Origin of the sequence: Blautia sp. LMAG:89, from assembly GCF_008679485.1 — a bacterium.
Taxonomy (GTDB): domain Bacteria; phylum Bacillota; class Clostridia; order Lachnospirales; family Lachnospiraceae; genus Blautia_A; species Blautia_A fusiformis.
Genome location: NZ_NANC01000007.1, coordinates 162,318 through 182,864 on the forward strand (window position 1 = coordinate 162,318; position 20,547 = coordinate 182,864).

The 20,547-nt window shown below is 47.1% G+C and carries 19 protein-coding genes; 1 reads left to right on the forward strand and 18 read right to left on the reverse strand.

The features are described from left to right. Positions 1–19: 19 nt before the first annotated feature. The 5 genes from CCC70_RS10510 to CCC70_RS10530 form a co-directional block, all read right to left on the reverse strand. Positions 20–2,941, reverse strand: coding sequence for an insulinase family protein (locus CCC70_RS10510; protein WP_270391197.1), 2,922 nt, complete (start codon positions 2,939–2,941; stop codon positions 20–22). Between the two features lie 141 nt (positions 2,942–3,082). After that, positions 3,083–3,661, reverse strand: a complete 579-nt coding sequence (locus CCC70_RS10515; RefSeq protein WP_118062594.1) for a DUF6553 family protein — start codon at positions 3,659–3,661, stop codon at positions 3,083–3,085. A 57-nt stretch (positions 3,662–3,718) separates the two neighbouring features. Then, positions 3,719–4,312, reverse strand: coding sequence for a DUF5662 family protein (locus tag CCC70_RS10520; protein WP_287084805.1), 594 nt, complete (start codon positions 4,310–4,312; stop codon positions 3,719–3,721). Then, positions 4,263–6,188 carry a Type II secretory pathway, pullulanase PulA and related glycosidase gene (locus CCC70_RS10525; protein WP_287084806.1) on the reverse strand — a complete coding sequence of 642 codons (1,926 nt, stop codon included), beginning with the start codon at positions 6,186–6,188 and terminating at the stop codon, positions 4,263–4,265. The genes CCC70_RS10520 and CCC70_RS10525 overlap by 50 nt, the downstream gene beginning before the upstream one ends. Before the next feature lie 62 nt (positions 6,189–6,250). Then, on the reverse strand, positions 6,251–7,006 hold the full coding sequence (locus tag CCC70_RS10530) for an exodeoxyribonuclease III (RefSeq protein ID WP_015525806.1): 756 nt from the start codon (positions 7,004–7,006) through the stop codon (positions 6,251–6,253). Between the two features lie 200 nt (positions 7,007–7,206). On the opposite strand from CCC70_RS10530, the gene CCC70_RS10535 reads away from it, so the two are divergent. Further along, a complete protein-coding gene (locus CCC70_RS10535; RefSeq protein WP_021977112.1) occupies positions 7,207–7,581 on the forward strand; it encodes a DUF1292 domain-containing protein in 375 nt (124 codons plus the stop codon). Positions 7,582–7,675: 94 nt separating this feature from the next. Here CCC70_RS10535 and CCC70_RS10540 read toward each other — a convergent pair whose 3' ends face one another. From CCC70_RS10540 to rimP, 13 genes are all read right to left on the reverse strand, one after another. Beyond that, positions 7,676–8,188, reverse strand: coding sequence for a deoxyuridine 5'-triphosphate nucleotidohydrolase (locus tag CCC70_RS10540; RefSeq protein ID WP_015525804.1), 513 nt, complete (start codon positions 8,186–8,188; stop codon positions 7,676–7,678). 43 nt (positions 8,189–8,231) lie between these two features. Beyond that, positions 8,232–8,723: an anaerobic ribonucleoside-triphosphate reductase activating protein gene (nrdG, locus tag CCC70_RS10545; RefSeq protein ID WP_287084848.1), complete on the reverse strand. Its 492-nt coding sequence runs from the start codon at positions 8,721–8,723 to the stop codon at positions 8,232–8,234. Positions 8,724–8,726: 3 nt separating this feature from the next. Continuing rightward, positions 8,727–10,820 (reverse strand): polyribonucleotide nucleotidyltransferase, encoded by a 2,094-nt coding sequence (locus tag CCC70_RS10550; protein ID WP_015525802.1) that lies wholly within the window; start codon positions 10,818–10,820, stop codon positions 8,727–8,729. A 205-nt stretch (positions 10,821–11,025) separates the two neighbouring features. Continuing rightward, on the reverse strand, positions 11,026–11,292 hold the full coding sequence (gene rpsO, locus CCC70_RS10555) for a 30S ribosomal protein S15 (protein WP_015525801.1): 267 nt from the start codon (positions 11,290–11,292) through the stop codon (positions 11,026–11,028). A 155-nt stretch (positions 11,293–11,447) separates the two neighbouring features. Continuing rightward, positions 11,448–12,347 (reverse strand): bifunctional riboflavin kinase/FAD synthetase, encoded by a 900-nt coding sequence (locus tag CCC70_RS10560; protein WP_118625419.1) that lies wholly within the window; start codon positions 12,345–12,347, stop codon positions 11,448–11,450. Between the two features lie 34 nt (positions 12,348–12,381). Continuing rightward, positions 12,382–13,272, reverse strand: a complete 891-nt coding sequence (gene truB / locus CCC70_RS10565) for a tRNA pseudouridine(55) synthase TruB (RefSeq protein ID WP_442859728.1) — start codon at positions 13,270–13,272, stop codon at positions 12,382–12,384. Between the two features lie 7 nt (positions 13,273–13,279). Further along, positions 13,280–14,236, reverse strand: a complete 957-nt coding sequence (locus CCC70_RS10570) for a DHH family phosphoesterase (protein ID WP_110102007.1) — start codon at positions 14,234–14,236, stop codon at positions 13,280–13,282. A 9-nt stretch (positions 14,237–14,245) separates the two neighbouring features. Beyond that, a complete protein-coding gene (gene rbfA / locus CCC70_RS10575; RefSeq protein ID WP_015525797.1) occupies positions 14,246–14,614 on the reverse strand; it encodes a 30S ribosome-binding factor RbfA in 369 nt (122 codons plus the stop codon). A gap of 12 nt (positions 14,615–14,626) precedes the next feature. Next, positions 14,627–17,320 (reverse strand): translation initiation factor IF-2, encoded by a 2,694-nt coding sequence (gene infB, locus CCC70_RS10580; RefSeq protein ID WP_278603805.1) that lies wholly within the window; start codon positions 17,318–17,320, stop codon positions 14,627–14,629. Positions 17,321–17,362: 42 nt separating this feature from the next. Continuing rightward, positions 17,363–17,680: a L7Ae/L30e/S12e/Gadd45 family ribosomal protein gene (locus CCC70_RS10585; protein WP_021650310.1), complete on the reverse strand. Its 318-nt coding sequence runs from the start codon at positions 17,678–17,680 to the stop codon at positions 17,363–17,365. Then, entirely contained in the window at positions 17,667–17,945 is a 279-nt protein-coding gene (rnpM, locus tag CCC70_RS10590; protein WP_015525795.1) for an RNase P modulator RnpM, read from the reverse strand. The genes CCC70_RS10585 and rnpM overlap by 14 nt, the downstream gene beginning before the upstream one ends. Next, positions 17,945–19,138, reverse strand: a complete 1,194-nt coding sequence (gene nusA / locus CCC70_RS10595) for a transcription termination factor NusA (protein ID WP_059085213.1) — start codon at positions 19,136–19,138, stop codon at positions 17,945–17,947. The genes rnpM and nusA overlap by 1 nt, the downstream gene beginning before the upstream one ends. A 41-nt stretch (positions 19,139–19,179) precedes the next feature. Further along, positions 19,180–19,644: a ribosome maturation factor RimP gene (rimP, locus tag CCC70_RS10600; protein ID WP_021650312.1), complete on the reverse strand. Its 465-nt coding sequence runs from the start codon at positions 19,642–19,644 to the stop codon at positions 19,180–19,182. Between the last annotated feature and the right edge of the window lie 903 nt (positions 19,645–20,547).

Here is a 20,547-nt window from a genome sequence, read left to right on the forward strand (position 1 = left end):
CAGCAGGCTTTGTTTCTCATCAGCCGATCAGTGGCTTCACTTCCATGAATACATCTTCCGCCTTCTCTATTGCAGTCTCACTTCCTACTACGCAGATCTGATCATCGGAAAGTACTGCTTCTACAAGAGCTGCCAGTTTCTGGATATCCTCCTTCTGCGCTCCGAGGATCTGATTTCTTTCCTTCTGGAGCATATCCTCTGTAACATTGGAGAAATATGCGGTTTTTGAGATACTTCCCTGCATCTGCGGAGTTCTCGGCACATCCTTGTTGCTGATCGTTCCGATGATATATTTTGTCATCTCACGCTCGTCTGCCTCAAAGGCACGGATATAATCCGGCACTCCCTGGTATACTTCCAGGGTTCTCTTTAGATGGGGATCACGGTAGGATACCAGGAAGCTCTCTCCGTTTCTCTTAAAGCCGCTCATGCAGCCATACGCTCCACCCTTTACACGAAGGTTGATCCAGAGATAATCGTAGCTTAAGATCACTTTCAGGATCTCTAGTGCACCGGTATACTCCAGGCCTTTTTTGCGGAAGTTTCCGTTCTGTGCCACATACTGGACCTGGCCGGAGGTCTTGAAGGCTTCGTTTTTCTTTATGCAGGGGGCCTGCTTCACAGACTCCGGCTTCTGTCCGTTAAACAAGACTTTTTTGATCCCGGCAGCCTGTGCTTTTACTACATCCAGAGATTCTCTCTCTCCGGTATAGCTTACACAGAAATTCTCCGGACGAAGTACCTCTTCCATCACCTTACGGAGATTTTTCACGATCTCATCCTTGCAGCTGTCAAAATCCTTCTCCAGTTTTTCGATAAACTGATAATATCCGATTCCTGCCATCTCATCCTGGAATGCCGCCATCGGAGATGCGTAGGAGGCACCACGGAGAACGGCGGTGGAATGGCCTGCACTTGCAAGGCTGGCCTGGGCTCTGGATCTCACTCTGGCAATGATCTCGTAGAGACGTTTGGTATCATCTAGCTTCGAAGTTGTAAGAACCTCCCGGATCATGGAAAACATGAACTCCATCTCCGGATATAACGCTTTTCCTCTTACGGCAAACATAGCACGAAATGCATCGGTATCCTGGGCATCATCAAAAACCTCTATCCCATAGGCAATACCGCCGGTTCTCGCATTCACTTCATTAAACAGCTCGCCATACGTGTAATTCTCCGTATCCACTGCACCAAGCACAGATTTCAGAAGTCCCAGATAATGGACTGTATCAACATCAAAGTCATGGATCTCAAAAAGAAGATCCGCATAACCGATACCATTGGTGCACACATCATGATACAGAAACAAGCTGTCCTCCACATGGTGCTCCTCGTTTGTCAGCCCTGTGATCTCTTTTTTGATGTCTTCTCTGGAGAGCATGGGGATGCAGGTCAGCGCTTCCGGAGCTTCCTCCGCTTCCTGATAAGCCTCCAGCGCTTTGGTATTCTCTACCATCCGGGTAAGCTCTTCATCAGAAAGGCTCTTTCTGTAATTCTCCAGCTTTTCTTCCAGTTCCTTATCCCTCTTTGCTGCAAGGCCCTTCTCCGGTACCAGGGAAAGGATCGCACCATGAGTGTTGCCCAGAAGATATTTCCGGATCAGCTCCTCAAAATATCCCTCTTCCAGGGCTTTCTTAAGGAACTCAAAGCCCTCCAGAAGCTGCACCTCACAGAACGGCTTCGTATCATCATAAAGCCAGCTGCTTAAAATATCCAGGCCATACATCAGTCCCTTCGGATAGGAAGAGAAATCTGCCTCACGGAAACGGAATTCGTAGTAGTTGATTCCGGCTGTTACTGCCTTCTTGTCGATACCTTCCTCCATGATCTTTGTGAGGGTGTCACGGATCACTTTGACAAATTCCTCTTTCTGGCTTAAGTTGGCTCCCTTTGCCACGATGGAGAAATAGGTCTGTTTGATTCCATCCTCAAAGGAGCCATAGATATCCCTGCCGATCTTTGCATCCAGAAGTGCCTGTTTCAGCGGTGCACCCGGTGCGCTTAAGAGAGCATAATCCAAAACCTCGAAAGCAAGACTCAGGTTGATATCTGCCGCTTCACCCACAACCATATTGTAGGAAAGATAGGTGTTATCCTCTTCTCCCTCATCCTCTGATACCGGATAAGACTTCTGGATGTCCTTTACCTGAGCAAAGGCTTCCTGATCCCGGATCTCGGAATCAATGACAAGAGAATCAAAGGCAGACAGATAATGGCTGTCAAGAAATTCCAGCTTCTCCTCCATATCCATGTTTCCGTAGAGATAGATAAAGCTGTTGGACGGATGATAGTACTGTCTGTGGAAATCCAGAAATTCCTCATAGCTGAGATCCGGAATATTTACAGGATCTCCGCCGGACTCACAGCCATAGGTTGTATCCGGAAACAGCGAATTCATGATCTCTCTCTCCAGAACATCATCCGGTGAGGAAAAAGCCCCCTTCATTTCATTGTAAACGACACCGTTGTATTTCAGCGGGCCTTCTTTTTTCTCCAGATGGTAGTTCCAGCCTTCCTGACGGAAGATCTCTTCTTTTTTGTAAATATTCGGATAGAATACCGCATCCAGATATACATGCATCAGATTCTGGAAATCCCGGTCATTACAGCTTGCTACCGGGTAGCAGGTCTTATCCGGATAGGTCATGGCATTAAGGAAGGTATTAAGAGAACCTTTTACCAGCTCCACAAAAGGATCCTTAAGCGGAAATTCCCTGGAGCCGCACAGTACACTGTGTTCCAGGATGTGGGCAACACCGGTGCTGTTCTTTGGCGGTGTACGGAATGCAATGTTAAAAACTTTATTCTCATCGCTGTTCTCGATGAGCATGACTCTGGCTCCTGTTTTTTTGTGTTTGAGAAGCCATCCTTTGGAATGAATATCCTGAAGATCTTCTTCCTTCAGGACTTCATATGCGTTCAGATGATTGGGATTCATAAATTAGTAACCTCCTGAATGTTTCTCTTCACACCCGGTAAAAATCCCTTTTCAAAAAATCCCGGGATCTTTTGCCGGATGCATGGCAACAAAAGGCTGTCTGAGTATTCAGACAGCCTGAAACGGAAAACTTATTGCTTCCTAAATGCTTCCTTCATTGGGATAATACTGCCTGTAGATCTCTCTGGCAGCTCTTGTGATGATTCCAAGCTCAGCTTCCATTCCAAGATTAGCCGGAAGCTCCACAGCTGTTTCCCTGATGTCTCTCTGGACCTTGGCCTTCGCACTGTCCTCCTTGATGTGGATCAGGCCGAAAATCATTGTGTTATAGGATTTATCTGTCTGACAGAGATCCATGTAGACCAGAACCAGATGACAGCATTCCCGGTAAAGAAGCTCCTCATAAAGGCCGCCTTTTTCCTGGAACTCCTGAAATTTCAGCTTCTTAAGATACTTACCTATCTCTTTCTTCGCACTTCTTGTGCCAAAGAATCTGGAAGCGGAATTCCGGTTAAACTCCATGGTCATCCAGAGACCGAGATAACCGTCTGCCCTGGTATCACCAGTCTCGGATTTATCGCTGTAACGGATATCCCAGAGTTCCTTACGGATCTTATTTTCTTCCGGTTCTTCTCCTGCTGCAATGGACTGCTCCAGAAGCTTCAGACGCTCCATGGGATCTTTCTCTCTATAGTATTTCGCAATTGTTGGTGTATCCATTCATTCTTCCTCCTGATATCTGAATATTATATCAGACAACCTGCCAAAAATACACCCCTATCTGTGATTTCGAAGCTTTTTCCCGGGGCTTTTCACTTTTTTTCCACGGTTATCACGAAGATATACATTGCGGATATACCACAGAGTCTTATCCTCTCCGTATTTATCCAGGATCCTGAGAAGTCCCTCCAGCTCTTTCTTTGTCTGTGGGTGGATAAACCACAGCTTCTCCTTGCTTTTCAGAAAATACTGCAATGGTTCATGATAGGTATATTCCTCTCCCAGATAGTTTCTGGATGCACTGATCCGGTCCATGACCATTTCCGCCACATATTTTCTGGGCATTCTGGCTCCCATGATCACATGCTCACCGTCAAGGGAATAGTCTACCCAATGTTCAAAATGGTGTCTGTTTCTTCCCTTATGGTGCAGCCAGGACATGGATACGCCGGTTGCCTCACGTTCTGCGTTGTTGGGGCTTCTTGTCCCCTGATAATATTTACAGCCTACCAGAAATTCCGTCGGGGAATATTTGGACAGGTCATGAAGCAACCCCTGCTTATATAACCCGATACGAAAACAATATTTCATCACCAGAAGCTTATGCCTCGTGATGGTCCTGAAGTGCAGCCACGGGTGCCATGATCGCATCTTTCTCCGCCTCCTGTCTGCCCAGCAATACCACAATGGCGCGGGGGCCTATTTCGATTGATTTTTTATATTCTTCTTCCTCCTCCAGACAGAATCCTGTTCCGTGAAGAGAGGTATCTGCGATTTTTTTCCAGCACATGCCTTCCGGGAGATTGGGCAGAGCAAGGCTCCGGTTTTCCCAGTGGAAATTATAGCCGATGTAAATAAAATCATCCTCTGCAGCCTCCAGATCCTCTTTTTCCCTTGCATAGGCTCCGTAGTACATCATACCAAGAAGCCTGCTGGTATTCTCATAGCTCAGATACCAGGCACGTTCCCCGTGAAGAGACACATCCGGGAACCCCTTGGTCAGATAATCTACCCCTTTCAGTTCCACCGGCATATGAAGAACGGGATGGGCCTTACGAAAAGCAATGGCATCCTTTACAAATTCCCTCAGTCCCTGGTTTCTGGAAAGGCCCTTCCAGTCTGTCCAGCCGGTAGCATTATCCTGACAGTAGGCATTATTGTTTCCGCTCTGGGAATTGCCGAATTCATCGCCGTGATAGATCATGGGAACACCCTGACTCAGCAGCATCATCAGAAAGGCATTTTTGATCTGGCGTTCCCTCATCTGACGGACGGAAACCTTACGGGTAGGGCCTTCCACACCGCAGTTCCAGGAATAATTATAGCTGCTTCCGTCCTGATTGCCTTCGCCATTGGCCTCGTTATGTTTATAATTGTAGCTCACCAGGTCATTCATGGTAAATCCGTCCTGGCAGACCATGTAATTGATCACTCCATGATTCTCGCTGTTATGACGGATATGCCATGCTGCAGCCTCCACCATACCTTCATCGCTTTTCAGGAAACGGCGCATATCCTGGAGAAAATTCATATTGCTCTCCGCTCCGCAACGTCTGGCCGGGAGCTTTCCTCTGTAAAAATGATCAAAATCAAAGCCCTGGAAGATCAGTTTTGCTCCGGAAAGGATTCCATCCCGAAGAAGCATCTCCCGGTTAAAGCCCTCTCCCAGCACATGAAATCCATCTACATGGTAAAAATCTCTCCAGAACTGCAAAGCTCGAAGAGCCATCAGGCTGTCTGTTTCCTCCGGAAAATAGAATTCCATGATACAGGCAATGCCGTTCTTGTGCAGTTCCCGGATCAGATACCGAAATTCCTGCTCCGGTTCTCTGGTGCTGCAGTAAGCACTCTTCGGGCTGAAATAAAAGCCGGATGCATAGCCCCAGTAATTCACTACATTTTCCTTTCGACGGGTCTTGATGTGTTCACTGCCTTCCTTCGGTTTATTGATCGGAACCTCACAGAATTCATAGGCAGGCATCAGTTCAATGGCATTGATCCCAAGTTCTTTCCAGTAAGGGATCATCTCTGTCAGGCCAAGAAAAGTCCCCTTATGGGAAACCATCTTTCTGGCAAGCTTCGTATAACCACGGACATGAAGCTTGTACAAGATCATATTTTCATATTCTACTGCCGGTGCAGTTTCATTTTCCCAGCCGGAAACATTCTCATTAAGGAAGCGACAGCGGACTTCCTTTTCCGGATCGTAAGGTACTCCGAAATGCTCTCTCCCGTGAAGTCCGTATGCATACGGATCCTGCACGATCTCTCCGTCTATTTTATAATTATATTCAAAATCCCTCAGAGAAGCACTGCACAGCTTCAGTGCCCACACACGTCCTGTATGGAAATCCTTTGGAAAAACGATCTCCACCGGTGCGGCAGCTCCTCGTTTTTTATATAAAAGCAGGGATACTTCAGAATCCTCCGATGCCTCCACTGCAAAATTATAACCGCCCTCCATTTTGTTGGCTCCAAGTATCAGCGGCTGACCTTTTTCCACTCGACCTAATCTGCGGCTTGCCAAGGCAACTCCTCCTTTTCTCTTTTTATTATTCAAATCCATAGAAATCCTTTTCGCCGGATCCGTCACAGATCAATATCCAGCTCAACCGGGCAATGATCGGATCCCATGATCTCTCCGTGGATCTTCGCATCCTGAAGCTTTTCTTTCAGGGAAGGGGAAACAAGGAAATAGTCGATACGCCAGCCGGCGTTCTTCTCTCGTGCACGGAAACGGTAGGACCACCAGGAGTAAACGCCCTCTTTATCCGGATAAAAATAGCGGAATGTATCAATAAAGCCACTCTCAAGGGCTCTGGTAAAGCAAGCTCTCTCTTCATCAGTAAAGCCTGCATTTTTGCGGTTGGTCTTCGGGTTCTTGAGATCGATCTCCTGATGTGCCACATTAAGGTCGCCACAGCAGATCACCGGTTTCTTCTCCTGCAATTTCAGAAGATAAGCCAAAAAATCCTCTTCCCACTTCATACGGTATTCCAGACGGCGGAGCTCGCTCTGGGAGTTGGGAGTATATACAGTCACAAAATAATACTCATCGAATTCCAGCGTGATGACACGTCCTTCTTTATCATGCTCCTCTATCCCGATCCCGTAAGCCGCAGACAATGGCTCCCTCTTCGTAAAAATGGCTGTACCTGAATAGCCTCTGCGGTTTGCGTAGTTCCAGTACTGATGATATCCGGGAAGTTCCAGCTTTACCTGTCCCTGCTGGCATTTCGTCTCCTGCAGACAGAAAATATCCGCATCCAGCTCATGAAAGCGTTCCTCAAAGCCCTTGGTGATACAGGCCCGGATCCCATTTACATTCCAGGAAATAAATTTCATATTTTTATATTTTCTCCTCATTTTTTCGTCATATTTTTATTATATCTCACATTGTCGGATTAAGCAAAAAATATTTTGAAAGTTTTCTCAGGCTCTCAAATATTTTGTTGCTGTTCTACGTCATATCTGTTAAAATGTTCTCTATATCATGCAGAGCTGCCCTCTTATTTACAGGCAGCAGCAGAACGGAGGATTTTTTTATGAGTGATGAATTTAACAAAAGCGGATGTGCACCAAGTGACTGCGCTTCCTGCACAGCTAACTGTGAAAGCAGGGTAGATGAGGCACATCATACCATCACCCTGACTATGGATGATGATACTGAGGTAGAATGTGCCATCCTTACTATTTTCCCTGTAGAGAACAAAGAATATATCGCACTTCTCCCACTGGATGAGAACGGCCAGAATGAGACCGGTGAGGTTTATCTCTACAGCTTCTCCCGCACAGCAGACGGCGATCCGATGCTGGCAAACATTGAAGATGATGAAGAGTACGACGCTGCCGCAAATGCCTTTAACGCAGTCGTGGAAAAAGCACGTGCAGACGAGGAGGCAGACGCACCTCTCAGCTAAACCGTGCATTTATCGGAAAGCAGTAACTACACAAAACAAGCCCGGAAAATCGGATGTATGTGGTCTTCACACCTCCGCCTTCCGGGCTTTTGTTTTATTTTGTGGTACTTCCGAAGCCGCCGTTTCTTACTGCATCTGCATCGTCATCCACGGTGATTCCGTATTCCACAAAGATCCCCTGCATAAAACCGGTTCCTGCCGGGATCTGGATCGTTTTATCTTCTCTTGTATCGTTAGTCAGCTTGGCAAAGATATGACCTTCGTTGTCGGAAAAGAAATAATCGCTGTCAATGATTCCCACTGTGTTATTCAACTGCAGCCGGAATTTAAATCCCAGTCCGCTTCTCGGATAACATTTCAGAACCCAGCCCTCTTCCATCTCTACACGGATACCGGTCGGTATCTTTACGATCTCACCTGGCTTCATGGTCACATCCACAGGTGCATAAAAATCATATCCTGCACTTCCGGTCGTAGCTCTCTTCGGAAGCTTCAGACTGTCATAGATATTCCGGATCTCCTCTTCTGAATACTGTTCAAAGGTATCCTTCCAGTCCTTTGCAAACTGTTCAAAACTTACCTTGTGAAATTTCGCAATTCTTTTCATTTTTCGTTCCACTCCCAATAGGTAATTTCAAAAAAACCTCTGATCACTCCGTGTACAGAACCACACGGTTCTCACGAAGTGACGCCTGTACATCGATCACCCTCTGATTTGAGGAGCCTTTCCATTTCAGACGAACCTCTTTCTTGTCCACCTGAAATTTCCCGTCCACGCATACATCCAGATAATGGATGATCTCGTACTGCTGGATTTCTTCCCAGAGAGAACCCGTATACAGCCAGATCGTCTTATCCGGATACTTCTCTCTGATCTCTCTTGCAAGAGCTGTTACCTCAGCGATATTGGAAGGATGCAGAGGATCGCCTCCTGAAAAGGTGATCCCGCTGATATAATCCTTGTCCAGCTCTGCAAATATCTCAGCTCGCTCGCTGTCCGTAAAGGGCAGACCTCCATTCGGATCCCAGGTAATGGGATTCTGGCACTCCCGGCAGCCGTGTGAACAGCCGGCTACCCAGAGCACTACACGAAGTCCGTCTCCGTTTAACATATCGTCCTTGGTAATATTGTGGTATCTCATCATTTATGCTTCTTCCGGTACATCCTTCATGCTGAAGCTGATTCTTCCCATCTTGTCCTTGCCAAGGCAGATAACCTTAACTTTGTCGCCAAGTGTGAGAACATCCTCAACACGGTTGATCCTCTGTTTGGAGATCTTGGAAATGTGTACCATTCCCTCCTTGCCCGGTGCAAACTCAAGGAATGCGCCAAACTCTTTGATGCTGACTACGCGTCCTGTAAAGATCTGTCCTGCCTCAAACTCGGTAGTAATGATCTCGATCATACGTTTTGCTTCATCCATACCCTTCTGGTCTGTTCCGCAAATGGAAACTGCGCCGTCGTCTGTGATGTCGATTTTCACACCTGTACGCTCGATGATCGTGTTGATAGTCTTTCCTCTCTGTCCGACTACATCACCGATCTTCTGCGGGTCGATCTGGATCTGGATGATCTTCGGAGCAAACTCCCCAACAGTTGTACGAGGCTTGTCGATACATTTCTCCATAACTTCTGTCAGGATATATTCTCTTGCCTCTTTTGTTCTGCGGATCGCTTCCTCAACGATTGGTCTTGTAAGACCATGGATCTTGATATCCATCTGGATCGCTGTGATTCCGTCATGTGTTCCGGCTACCTTGAAGTCCATATCTCCGAAGAAGTCCTCAAGGCCCTGGATATCTGTAAGAACGATGTAATCATCGTCTGTTTCACCTGTAACAAGTCCGCAGGAAATACCTGCAACCGGTTTTCTGATCGGTACACCGGCAGCCATCAGTGACATAGTAGATGCACAGATACTTGCCTGGGATGTGGAGCCGTTGGACTCAAATGTCTCAGATACGGTACGGATTGCATATGGGAATTCTTCCTCTGTAGGAAGTACCGGTACCAGTGCTCTCTCAGCAAGTGCTCCGTGACCGATCTCACGACGTCCCGGTCCTCTGGAAGGCTTGGTCTCACCTACAGAGTAGGACGGGAAGTTGTAGTGGTGCATATATCTCTTGGATGTCTCAAACTCATCCAGTCCGTCAAGACGCTGTGCCTCTGTAAGAGGAGCAAGTGTAGTAACGGTACAGATCTGAGTCTGTCCTCTTGTGAACATGGCAGAACCATGAACTCTCGGGATGATATCTGTCTCTGCAGCCAGCGGACGGATCTGTCTGATCTCACGTCCATCCGGACGTTTATGATCTTTGAGGATCATCTTACGGACAGTTTTCTTCTGGTACTGATATACAGCCTCACCGAGAACGGCAAGCCATTCCTCATTGTCTGCAAAAGCTTCTTTCAGCTTATCAGTGATCTCGCTGATGTTATTCTCACGTGTCTGCTTGTCGTCAGAGAATACGGCAACCTCCATCTCTTCCGGAGGAACGATCTTCTTGATCTCATCAAAAAGCTCCTGAGGTACTGCACAGGACTCGTAGGAATGTTTCTCTTTTCCGCACTCTGCTACGATCTGGTCGATGAATTTGATGATCTCCTGGTTCACTTCATGAGCCTTGTAGATAGCCTCGATCATCTTATCTTCCGGGATCTCATTAGCTCCGGCCTCAATCATGATAACCTTCTCTCTTGTAGAAGCAACCGTAAGCTGAAGATCAGAAACTGCCTTCTGTGCAAGTGTCGGGTTGATGATAAACTCGCCGTCGATCATACCAACCTGTGTGGTTGCGCATGGACCGTCAAATGGGATATCAGAAATACAGGTTGCAATGGAAGAACCAAGCATAGCCGGGATCTCCGGATTGCATTCCGGATCAACAGACATGACCATATCTACCAGAGTTACGTCATTTCTGTAATCCTTCGGGAACAACGGACGCATCGGACGGTCGATAACACGGGAAGTAAGGATCGCATGCTCGCTTGCCTTACCCTCTCTCTTGTTGAAGCCTCCCGGGATCTTTCCTACTGCATACATCTTCTCCTCATACTCAACACTTAACGGGAAGAAATCGATCCCTTCTCTCGGCTCTTTGGATGCGGTAGCAGTAGCAAGGACTGTAGTATCACCGTAGTGCATAAGAGCAGCACCATTGGCCTGTTTCGCTACACGTCCGATATCTACAGTCAGTGTTCTTCCTGCAAGTTCCATGGAATAACTTTTGTACATATTCGTTCTCCTTTTCTTATTATATTAATATATTAATATCTGACAGGAGCCCGAAACAACTGAAAAGACCACTTCCTTTGAAAAAGATCTCGACCGGAAATGGGCTTTTCAGTAGTCTCGGAAATCACTCCTGCGGTAATTCCGTCTGTGTTTATCACATATGTTAAAATGGGGCGGATGGAATCATCCGCCCCTCCCGTAGCAATTATTTTCTTAAACCTAATTTCTCAATCAGTGCACGGTATCTTTCGATGTCTGTTTTCTTAAGATAAGCAAGAAGGCCACGTCTCTGACCTACCATTTTCAGAAGACCTCTTCTGGAATGATGATCTTTGTGGTGTGTTTTAAGATGCTCTGTGAGCTCCTGGATTCTTGCTGTAAGAACTGCAACCTGAACCTCCGGTGAACCTGTGTCACCCTCTGTTCTTGCATACTCTTTCATGATCGCTGTTTTCTTCTCTTTAGAAATCATTGTTGTTTCCTCCTTGAAATTTTAATTAAACGCCGGGTATTAAGAAGTGGTCGGAGTCTCCGGCTTCTGAATACTGGCTTTTTTCACCTCGAACAGTATAGCACACGGTTTCTGACCTGTAAACTGTTTTTTCGAAAAGTTTTTCCCGAAAGTTTTTATTTTTCGAGACTGCGGAAATAAGCCTTTCCCTTTTCTGCATCCTTCAGGAGCTGCTGCTTTAATGCTTCTATGGACGAAAAGCGCTTCTCCGGTCTGGAATAATGAAAGAATTCCACTCTGCAGGGCTCTCCGTACAGATCCTCCTCACAGTCAAAAAGATAGGTCTCAACACCCAGGAATTTCTCTCCTATGGTTGGTTTATATCCTACGTTTGTGATCCCGCAAAGGGTTCTGTCCTTAAAATGGGACACTGTATCATAAACGCCATTTGGCGGCATCAGCTTTTCTTTTGCAGGAACGATATTAGTAGTGGGAAGAAGGACCTTATGTCCCATTCCTCTTCCATGTTCGATCACACCGTCCACAAAAAAGGGGATTCCCAGCAGATCATTAACCTTTTCCATATTTCCCTTTTTCAGTTCCTCACGGATAAATGTACTGCTGATCTTTCTGCGGCCTTCCATTTCTTTCGGAACAACATCCACAGTAAAGCCAAGCTTCCTTCCCATAGTCTCCAGAAGCTGTGGTGTTCCCTTGCGTTCATACCCGAACCTGAAATCTTCTCCCACTGCAACATGCTCCGCCTGAAGATCTCCCACCAGGATCTCTTTAATAAAGGTTTCCGCCTTCATATGACGGATCCGGTTATCCAGCGGACATTCGATCAGCACATCCACGCCTGCTTTCTCAAGAAGCTGACATCGTTCCTCTTTTGTAAAGATCATCTGACTGCCGATACCAAGAGAAAAAAGGACTGTCTGCAGACCTTTTTCTTTCTGTTCCAGGATCTTCTCCACCAGTTTCTGGTGTCCACGGTGTATGCCGTCAAATTTTCCAAGTGTCACCGCACTCTTTGAAAGGCGCGGAAATTCTCCGTCGATCTTCAAGTATTCCATATCTTCTGCTGCTCCTGCAAGTTTTTATAAAGTGTCATACAAAAAACATGCGGATGGGTACGTATTTCTGTTTTCTTTCATCCCAGCCGTATATTCCTGTGAAATTTCCGCTGCTTTTATACATCCGGACTTTTTCTTCCCTGCTGTCTCCCTGTACCAGTTCTTCCGGAATCGGGTTTCCGTTATTGAGAAGTCTGTCTCCCTCCGGTGTACAGGTAAGGACCGGATACATGGAAAGTACATCCTCGATGGAAACAAGCTTTTCCCCGATGGTCCCATCGGCAACCGCCTCCTCCACCTGGGAAAGTGTCATGCTCTCTTCCAGAGTGAAATTTCCGGACCTGGTCCGAAGCAACTCTTCCATGGCCCCGCCGCAACCTAATTTTTCTCCGATGTCATTGCAAAGTGTACGGATATAGGTGCCCTTGCTGCAGGTAACGCTTATGCGTACCAGCGGAAGCTCCATATCCAGTATCCTTATCTCATAAAAAACCACAGGGCGCGGCTTACGCTCTATGGTTTTTCCTTCTCTGGCCAGTTCGTAAAGCTTCTTTCCGTTTACCTTCAGGGCCGAATACATAGGAGGGACCTGCTGCTGTTCTCCCACAAAGGATCCCACTGCCTCACGGACTTCCTCTTCCGTGACGGTAACAGGTTTCTCAGAAAGAACAGCTCCGGTCATGTCCTGGGTATCTGTGGAAACTCCCAGCCTTAAAACCGCCTCATATGTTTTTTCTTTTTCTGTAAGAAGCTCCACCAACCGGGTCCCCTTGCCCAGTGCAACAGGAAGTACTCCCTCTGCTGCCGGATCCAGAGTCCCGGTATGGCCGATCTTTTTCATGTGGAGAATCCCACGCAGCTTTGCAACAACATCATGAGAGGTATAACCTTTTTCCTTTCGGATCACAAGTATTCCGTCCATGATCTTATCTTTACTCCTCTGCAAGCTGTTTTTCAATTTCAGCGGTAAGGTTGTTGATCACATCGTACATGGAGCCCTGCATATCACAGCCGGCTGCACGCACATGTCCGCCGCCTCCGAAAAATACGGCAATCTTGCTTACATCCACCTTACCATTGGAACGGAGAGATACCTTAAAGAACTGCGTCTGCATCTCATAGATAAAGATCGCAACCTCCACACCAGCAGTCAGACGGAGCTGGCTCACGATTCCCTCCAGATCTTTTCCTTCCACACTGTAGAAATCCATCTCCCGTTTTTTCAGATATCCGACCACACACTTACCGCCCTGAAGGAGAATACTCTCTGCCAGGACACGTCCCATGACCTGATTCTGAAGATATGTTTTCTGGTAAAAGGACTCATCGATGATCCTGCTGAAATCAAATCCTGTTTTCATCAGTTCTCCGGCGATCCTCATGGTTTCCGGTGTTGTGGAAGAATACTGGAACACGCCGGTATCATGTGCCATTCCTGTATAAATAGGAACCGCAATGGAACGATCGATCTTGTCTGAATCCAGAAGTCCGTAAAGAACTTCGCTGGCAGAGCTGATCTCGCCTCTTACATGATTGACATCCGCAAATCCGTTATTGCTCACATGATGATCAATGCAGGCTGTCTTTTTTGCTGCATCGAAATATTTCCGGGCAACAGCAAGCCTGTCCAGTGCGCTGACATCACAGGTGATAAAAAGATCATACACCTTATCTTCTTCTGCTTCTGTCTTAACCTCATCCATTCTGTCAATGTAATCAAATACAGGTTTCCGGTCTTCCAGATAAACATCTGCTTCTATATCAGGAAAATATTTCCGGATATAGAGATACAGAGCCATACAGGAACCAATGCAGTCCCCATCCGGACGGATGTGACCGCCAATGCCAACGGTTTTTACATTTTCCAGTATTTCTGAAATGTTTTTCATTTTTTCCACCTATTCCTCTGTTTCCATCCCACTCATTACGTCATTGATCTTCTTTGACATATTTACACCATATTCAATAGACTCATCCAGAACAAAACGGATCTCCGGTGTATTGCGGAGATTCAGTCTTCTGGCCAGTTCTCTCCGAACATAGCCCTCTGCATTCTTTAAGCCCCGGAGGGTGGAATCCTTGGCCTGTTTCTCGCCCAGCACACTGATGTAAGCTTTGCAGGTCTTAAGATCCGGTGCCACCTCAACAGCTGTCACAGAAGTCATCGGATGAATTCTGGGGTCCTTGATCTCGCTGTGTATGATGGTGCTGAGTTCTTTTTGAACTGCACCATTCACACGTGTATTTTTAATGCTGTTTTTTCTCATTACGAATCACTCCTATCTTGGTACCTCTACCATGATATATGCTTCGACTTTATCTTCTTCTTTGACATCATTAAAGTCATTAAATACAAGACCGCACTCATATCCGGCACGAACTTCCTTGACATCATCCTTAAATCTCTTCAGAGATGCAAGCTCACCCTCGAAGATCTGGTCCTCACCTCGTGTGATACGAACCTTACAGTTACGCTGGAATGTACCATCCAGCACATAGCTTCCTGCGATAGTTCCGACACCGGATGCCTTGAACAGCTGACGAACTTCTGCGTGACCGATAACCTTCTCCTCGAATACAGGATCCAGCATACCCTTCATAGCTGCCTCTACATCCTCGATTGCCTGATAAATGACTTTATAAAGTCGAAGGTCAACGCCCTCCTGCTCAGCAAGCTGTTTTGCTGTAGTATCCGGACGTACGTTAAAGCCAATGATGATTGCATTGGATGTTGCAGCAAGGCTGACATCAGACTCATTGATGGCACCTACGCCACCATGGATCACCTTAACGATAACTTCCTCGTTGGAAAGCTTGGTAAGACTCTGTTTTACAGCCTCAACAGATCCCTGTACATCAGCCTTGACGATGATCGGAAGCTCCTTAAGATCGCTGGCCTGGATCTGGTCAAACAGGTTATCCAGAGAAAGCTTGCCTTTGGTCTCCTCGAGGAGACGGCTCTTGTTCTCTGTAACGAATGCGCCTGCAAAGTTCTTGGCTTCTTTATCGCTCTCGAAGGACATCAGGATCTCACCTGCATTAGGAACATCACCAAGTCCGAGGATCTCAACCGGAGTAGACGGACCTGCCTCTTTTACACGACGTCCCTTATCATCCATCATTGCACGTACCTTACCGTTGCATGCACCTGCGGCAATAAAGTCTCCCACATGAAGAGTACCCTTCTGAACAAGGATGGTAGCAACCGGTCCTTTACCTTTATCAAGCTGAGCCTCAATAACAAGACCTCTTGCCTCACGGTTCGGATTGGCTTTGAGCTCGGAAACCTCAGCAGTAAGAAGGATCATCTCAAGAAGATTCTCAATTCCTTCTCCTGTATGTGCGGATACCGGAACAAAGATGGTGCTTCCGCCCCAGTCCTCAGGAATCAGTTCATACTCGGAAAGCTCCTGTTTTACACGCTCTACATTTGCACTTGGTTTATCGATCTTATTGATGGCAACGATGATCTCAACACCGGCTGCCTTTGCATGGCTGATCGCCTCTACTGTCTGCGGCATTACACCATCGTCTGCGGCAACGACCAGAACTGCGATATCTGTTGCGTTGGCACCACGCATACGCATAGCTGTGAACGCCTCATGTCCCGGTGTATCCAGGAATGTGATCTTCTGACCTTTGATATTTACCACGTAAGCACCGATGTGCTGTGTGATTCCGCCGGCCTCGCCTCTGGTTACGTTTGTATTACGGATGGCATCCAGAAGAGATGTTTTACCATGGTCAACGTGACCCATAACACAGACTACCGGAGGTCTCGGAACCATATCATCCTCATCCTCTTCGTCCTCTTTGAGGAGCTCTGCGATCACATCCACCTTTTCTTCCTTCTCAGCAATGATATCAAAGCCAAGTGCGATCTCCTCTGCCTTTTCAAAATCGATCTCCTGGTTTACGGTTACCATGACACCTTCCATGAAAAGCTTCTTAACGATCACTGACGGCTGCATCTTCATCGCGTCCGCAAGCTCACGGATAGTAAGCTTCTCCGGAATGGTGATCTCCTTGATCTCCGGTTTCTTCTCTTCCTGCTTCGGCTGTGGATTCGGTTTCTGAAGTGCTTTCGGGATTCTGGAATTCGGTCTGCGTCCGCCCTGGTTTGGTCTGCGTCCGCCCTGGGTACCTTTCTCGAATTCTTTCTTCTTGTTCTTATTCTCTCTGTCACGCTCACGCTTGCTGTCCTTGGATGTCTTGGTCAGCTCCGGAGTGAATACAGCATCTGAAGAGCCACCGCTTCTTCTCTGTCCCGGACGCTGTCCGCCGCCCTGGCCACCACGGTTTGCTCCGCTGAAACGGTTGTCTCCGCCTCTTCCGCCTTCGGAACGTCCGCCCTGGCCACCCTGGCCACGGTTTGCTCCACCGCCAAAACGGTTTCCTCCGTCTCTTCTTCCTTCAAAGCTTCCGCCCTGACCTCCCTGGCCACGGTTTGCTCCACCGCTGAAACGGTTTCCGCCTCTTCCGTCATTCTGGCGTGGGCCTCTGTTTCCCTCGCCCTGTCTTGCCGGACGTCCCTCGCCATTCTGGGAACGGTTTCCTCCAAAACGATTTCCACCGTCTCTTCTTCCTTCGAAGGTTCTTCCGTCACGATTTCCGTCTCTTCTTCCTTCCGGACGGTTGCCCTGCGGTCTTCCGCCCTGAGTGCGATTCTGTCCACTCTGACCGTTTCTCTGCTCACCGGCCTCACCGTTTCTTGTGTTTGCTCCTGTGCTTCTCTGACCGCCGTTCTGTGGACGTGCCGGTCCCTTTCTCTCGCCTGCTGCCGGTTTTCTTCTTCCTTTACCGCCATCGCTGGCATTCTGTGCATGAAATACACGGATGATATTTTTTTTCTTTTTCGGTGCTTCAGACTTGTTACCCTCTGTATTCACCGTTGTTGTCTTTTCTTCTGTTTTTGGAGTATCCAATTGTCTATATTGCTCCTTTCCCGATCTGTTGAATTTATCTTTTATCATTTCTAACGTCAAACCTCCTTACAGACGCCTGTATCATGCAGGTTATCTGCCGGATTCTTTTTCCAGCGCCTTCATGATCGCCTTTGCAAAATTTTCGTCCTGCACGGCAAGGCTGGCACGGAATTCTTTGCCCATTGCTCTGCCCAGGCTCTCTTTGTCTGAAAGGAAATATAACGGAACTTCATAATAGGTACACATATTCCGAAATTTCTTTTTTGTGTTTTCGGAGGCATCATCTGCCACCAGTGCCAGGAAACCTTTTCCTGTTTTTACGGATTTCTCTGTGGAAAATTCTCCGCTCACTGTTTTTCCTGCTTTTGTCGCAAGTCCGATGAGTGATAAAACCTTATTGTTTTTCAATTGATCCAAACTCCTTTTTGAGGTTCTGATACACTTCATCCGGAACTGCCATTTTCAAGGAACGCTCCAGGCCATGGTTTTTGATAGCCTTTTCCAAGCATTCCTCTGAGAAACAAAGGTATGCGCCGCGTCCGTTTTTCTTACCTGTAGCGTCCAGGATGATCTCATTCTCTGATGTCCTGAGAACTCGTATCATTTCCTTTTTGCTTTTCATTTCCCTGCAGCCGGTACACTGACGCATGGGAATCTTGGTTCTCGTTTTCATTATTCTTCGGCATCTCCATCTGCTGTTTCTTCAGCTTCTGTTTCTGTCTCTTCTGTATCTTCCTCTGCTTCTTCAAGCTCTTCGGAAACAGCCTCTTCTGTCATTTCTTCCTCTGCTTCCTCGTGTTCCTCATCGTAATCATCGTAGAAGTCACCGGACTCTCTTGCCTGTGTCTCGCTCTTGATGTCGATCTTGAAGCCTGTAAGTCTTGCAGCAAGACGTGCGTTCTGTCCTTCCTTACCGATAGCAAGGGAAAGCTGGTAATCCGGAACTACGACCAGTGCGGTCTTCTCATCCGGGTCAGCCATAACTGCGATAACCTTTGCAGGGCTTAATGCATTCTCGATAAGGATTGCCGGGTTCTCATCCCAGTTGATGATATCGATTTTCTCACCGTGAAGCTCGTTAACAACTGCACCTACACGTGCACCGTTCATACCAACGCATGCTCCCACAGCATCTACATCCGGATCGTTGCTCCATACAGCGATCTTGGTACGGGAGCCTGCCTCACGGGCAATGCTCTTGATCTCAACGGTACCATCTCTTACCTCTGCAACCTCGGACTCAAAGAGTCTCTTTACAAGGCCCGGATGTGTTCTGGAAACTAGGATACGTGGTCCCTTCGGTGTATCCTTAACTTCAAGAATGTAAACTTTTACTCGCTCAGTTGGCTGGAAGGTCTCACCCTTTACCTGTTCGTTCTCTGTAAGGACTGCATCTGCCTTACCAAGGTTGATGCTGACATTTTTGCCCATTACTCTCTGAACAATACCGGTTACCACTTCTTTTTCGATTCCATAGTACTGATCGTAAAGAACTTTACGCTCTTCCTCACGGATTTTCTGAAGAATGACATTCTTTGCATTCTGGGTTGCGATACGTCCGAATTCCTTGGACTGGATCTCAACCTTCATAACATCACCGATCTCTGCGTTCGTGTTTGTTTTCTGTGCATCCACCAGAGAAATCTCCAGCGCCGGATCCTCCACATGCTCTACAACAGTTCTGTCAGCGTAAACACTGAAGTCACAGGTCTCCGGATCGATCATAACGTGAACGTTATCTGCCTTTCCGAAATGGTTCTTACATGCCTGGATCAGTGACTGCTCAATTGCCTCCAGCAGTGTATCCTTACTGATGTTTTTCTCTTTTTCGAGAACGTCCAGCGCATCTCTTAAATCTCTGCTCATTTTTCTTTTTTCCTCCTGAATTTTACAGATTCGATTCTCTTTTAGAATTCGATCGCGAGACGAATCAGGGCAATATCTTTTTTATCAAAGGTACGTTCTGTGCCGTCTTCATCGATTGTCACACTATTACTATCATATGCATTTAAAATACCACAGAATTCTTTCTGTTTCTCGATGGGCCGGTAGGTACGGATCTCCACCAGCTTGCCAAGGCTTCTCTTAAAGTCTTTTTCTTTTTTAAGAGGCCGGTCAAGTCCCGGAGAACTGATCTCCATAATGTAGCTGTCCTCGATGAAATCCTGCTCATCCAGTATATCGCTGAATGCACGGCTTACGTCCTCGCAGTCATTGACTGTGATTCCGCCCGGCTTGTCGATATAGCCTCTGAGATACCAGGTTCCGGCTTCCTTGACATACTCCACGTCTACCAGCTCAAAACCCCTGGACTCCACGATTGGTGTAAGGATCGCCTCTGTCTTCTGTTCATATTCTTCCCGTCTGCTCATGCTTCCCACCTGCCTTTCCTATTTCTGCCTATTTCTGAACAAATTCCTTCTCAGCAAATAGGAGCGGGCTCTCGCCCACTCCTATGCCAACAAGTTCTTAGTTTCGTTCATTGTAACACCAATGTCTGTTAAATGCAAGTATTAATTGCGATTTCCGGTTTTTGTCCCCGCATAGGGAATGTCCCATGTACCACACCGTTTGATCTCCTCTTTGTTATTTCAATTCACGTTCCCACGTGGGGAACGACCCTTTCAATCTCCACGAATCTCTTTGCGTTGATATTTCAATCCACGTTCCCTCGTGGGGAACGACATCATCAACCAGGCTATCACTATCTTCTACACTCATTTCAATCCACGTTCCTGTGTGGGGAACGACGGCATATTACCAGAATGCAGCTAACTACTTTGCATTTCAATCCACGTTCCCGCGTAGGGAACGACGGCTGGAGCTACAGTGATCGCATATGTGATCGGGATTTCAATCCACATTCCTGCGTAGGGAACGACACGAAATGCGAAAAAAAATTAAGGTCATATCCAGATTTCAATCCACGTTCCCTCGTGGGGAACGACGATAGCAAGCATCCCAGACATTGCTTCTTTTCCATTTCAATCCACGTTCCCTCGTGGGAAACGACATGGCACAACCACAAATACAGTGGCAGTACTGAAATTTCAATCCACGTTCCCTCGTGGGGAACGACGGATACGATCGCAATGATATTCCAGGGGATCACAATTTCAATCCACGTTCCCTCGTGGGGAACGACTGTGTTTTCATCTTTCGTGATATAGTTACTCAGGTTTATTTCAATCCACGTTCCCTCGTGGGGAACGACAGAGATGTATGGAGCTGGTAATCTTACTATACTATTTCAATCCACGTTCCCTCGTGGGGAA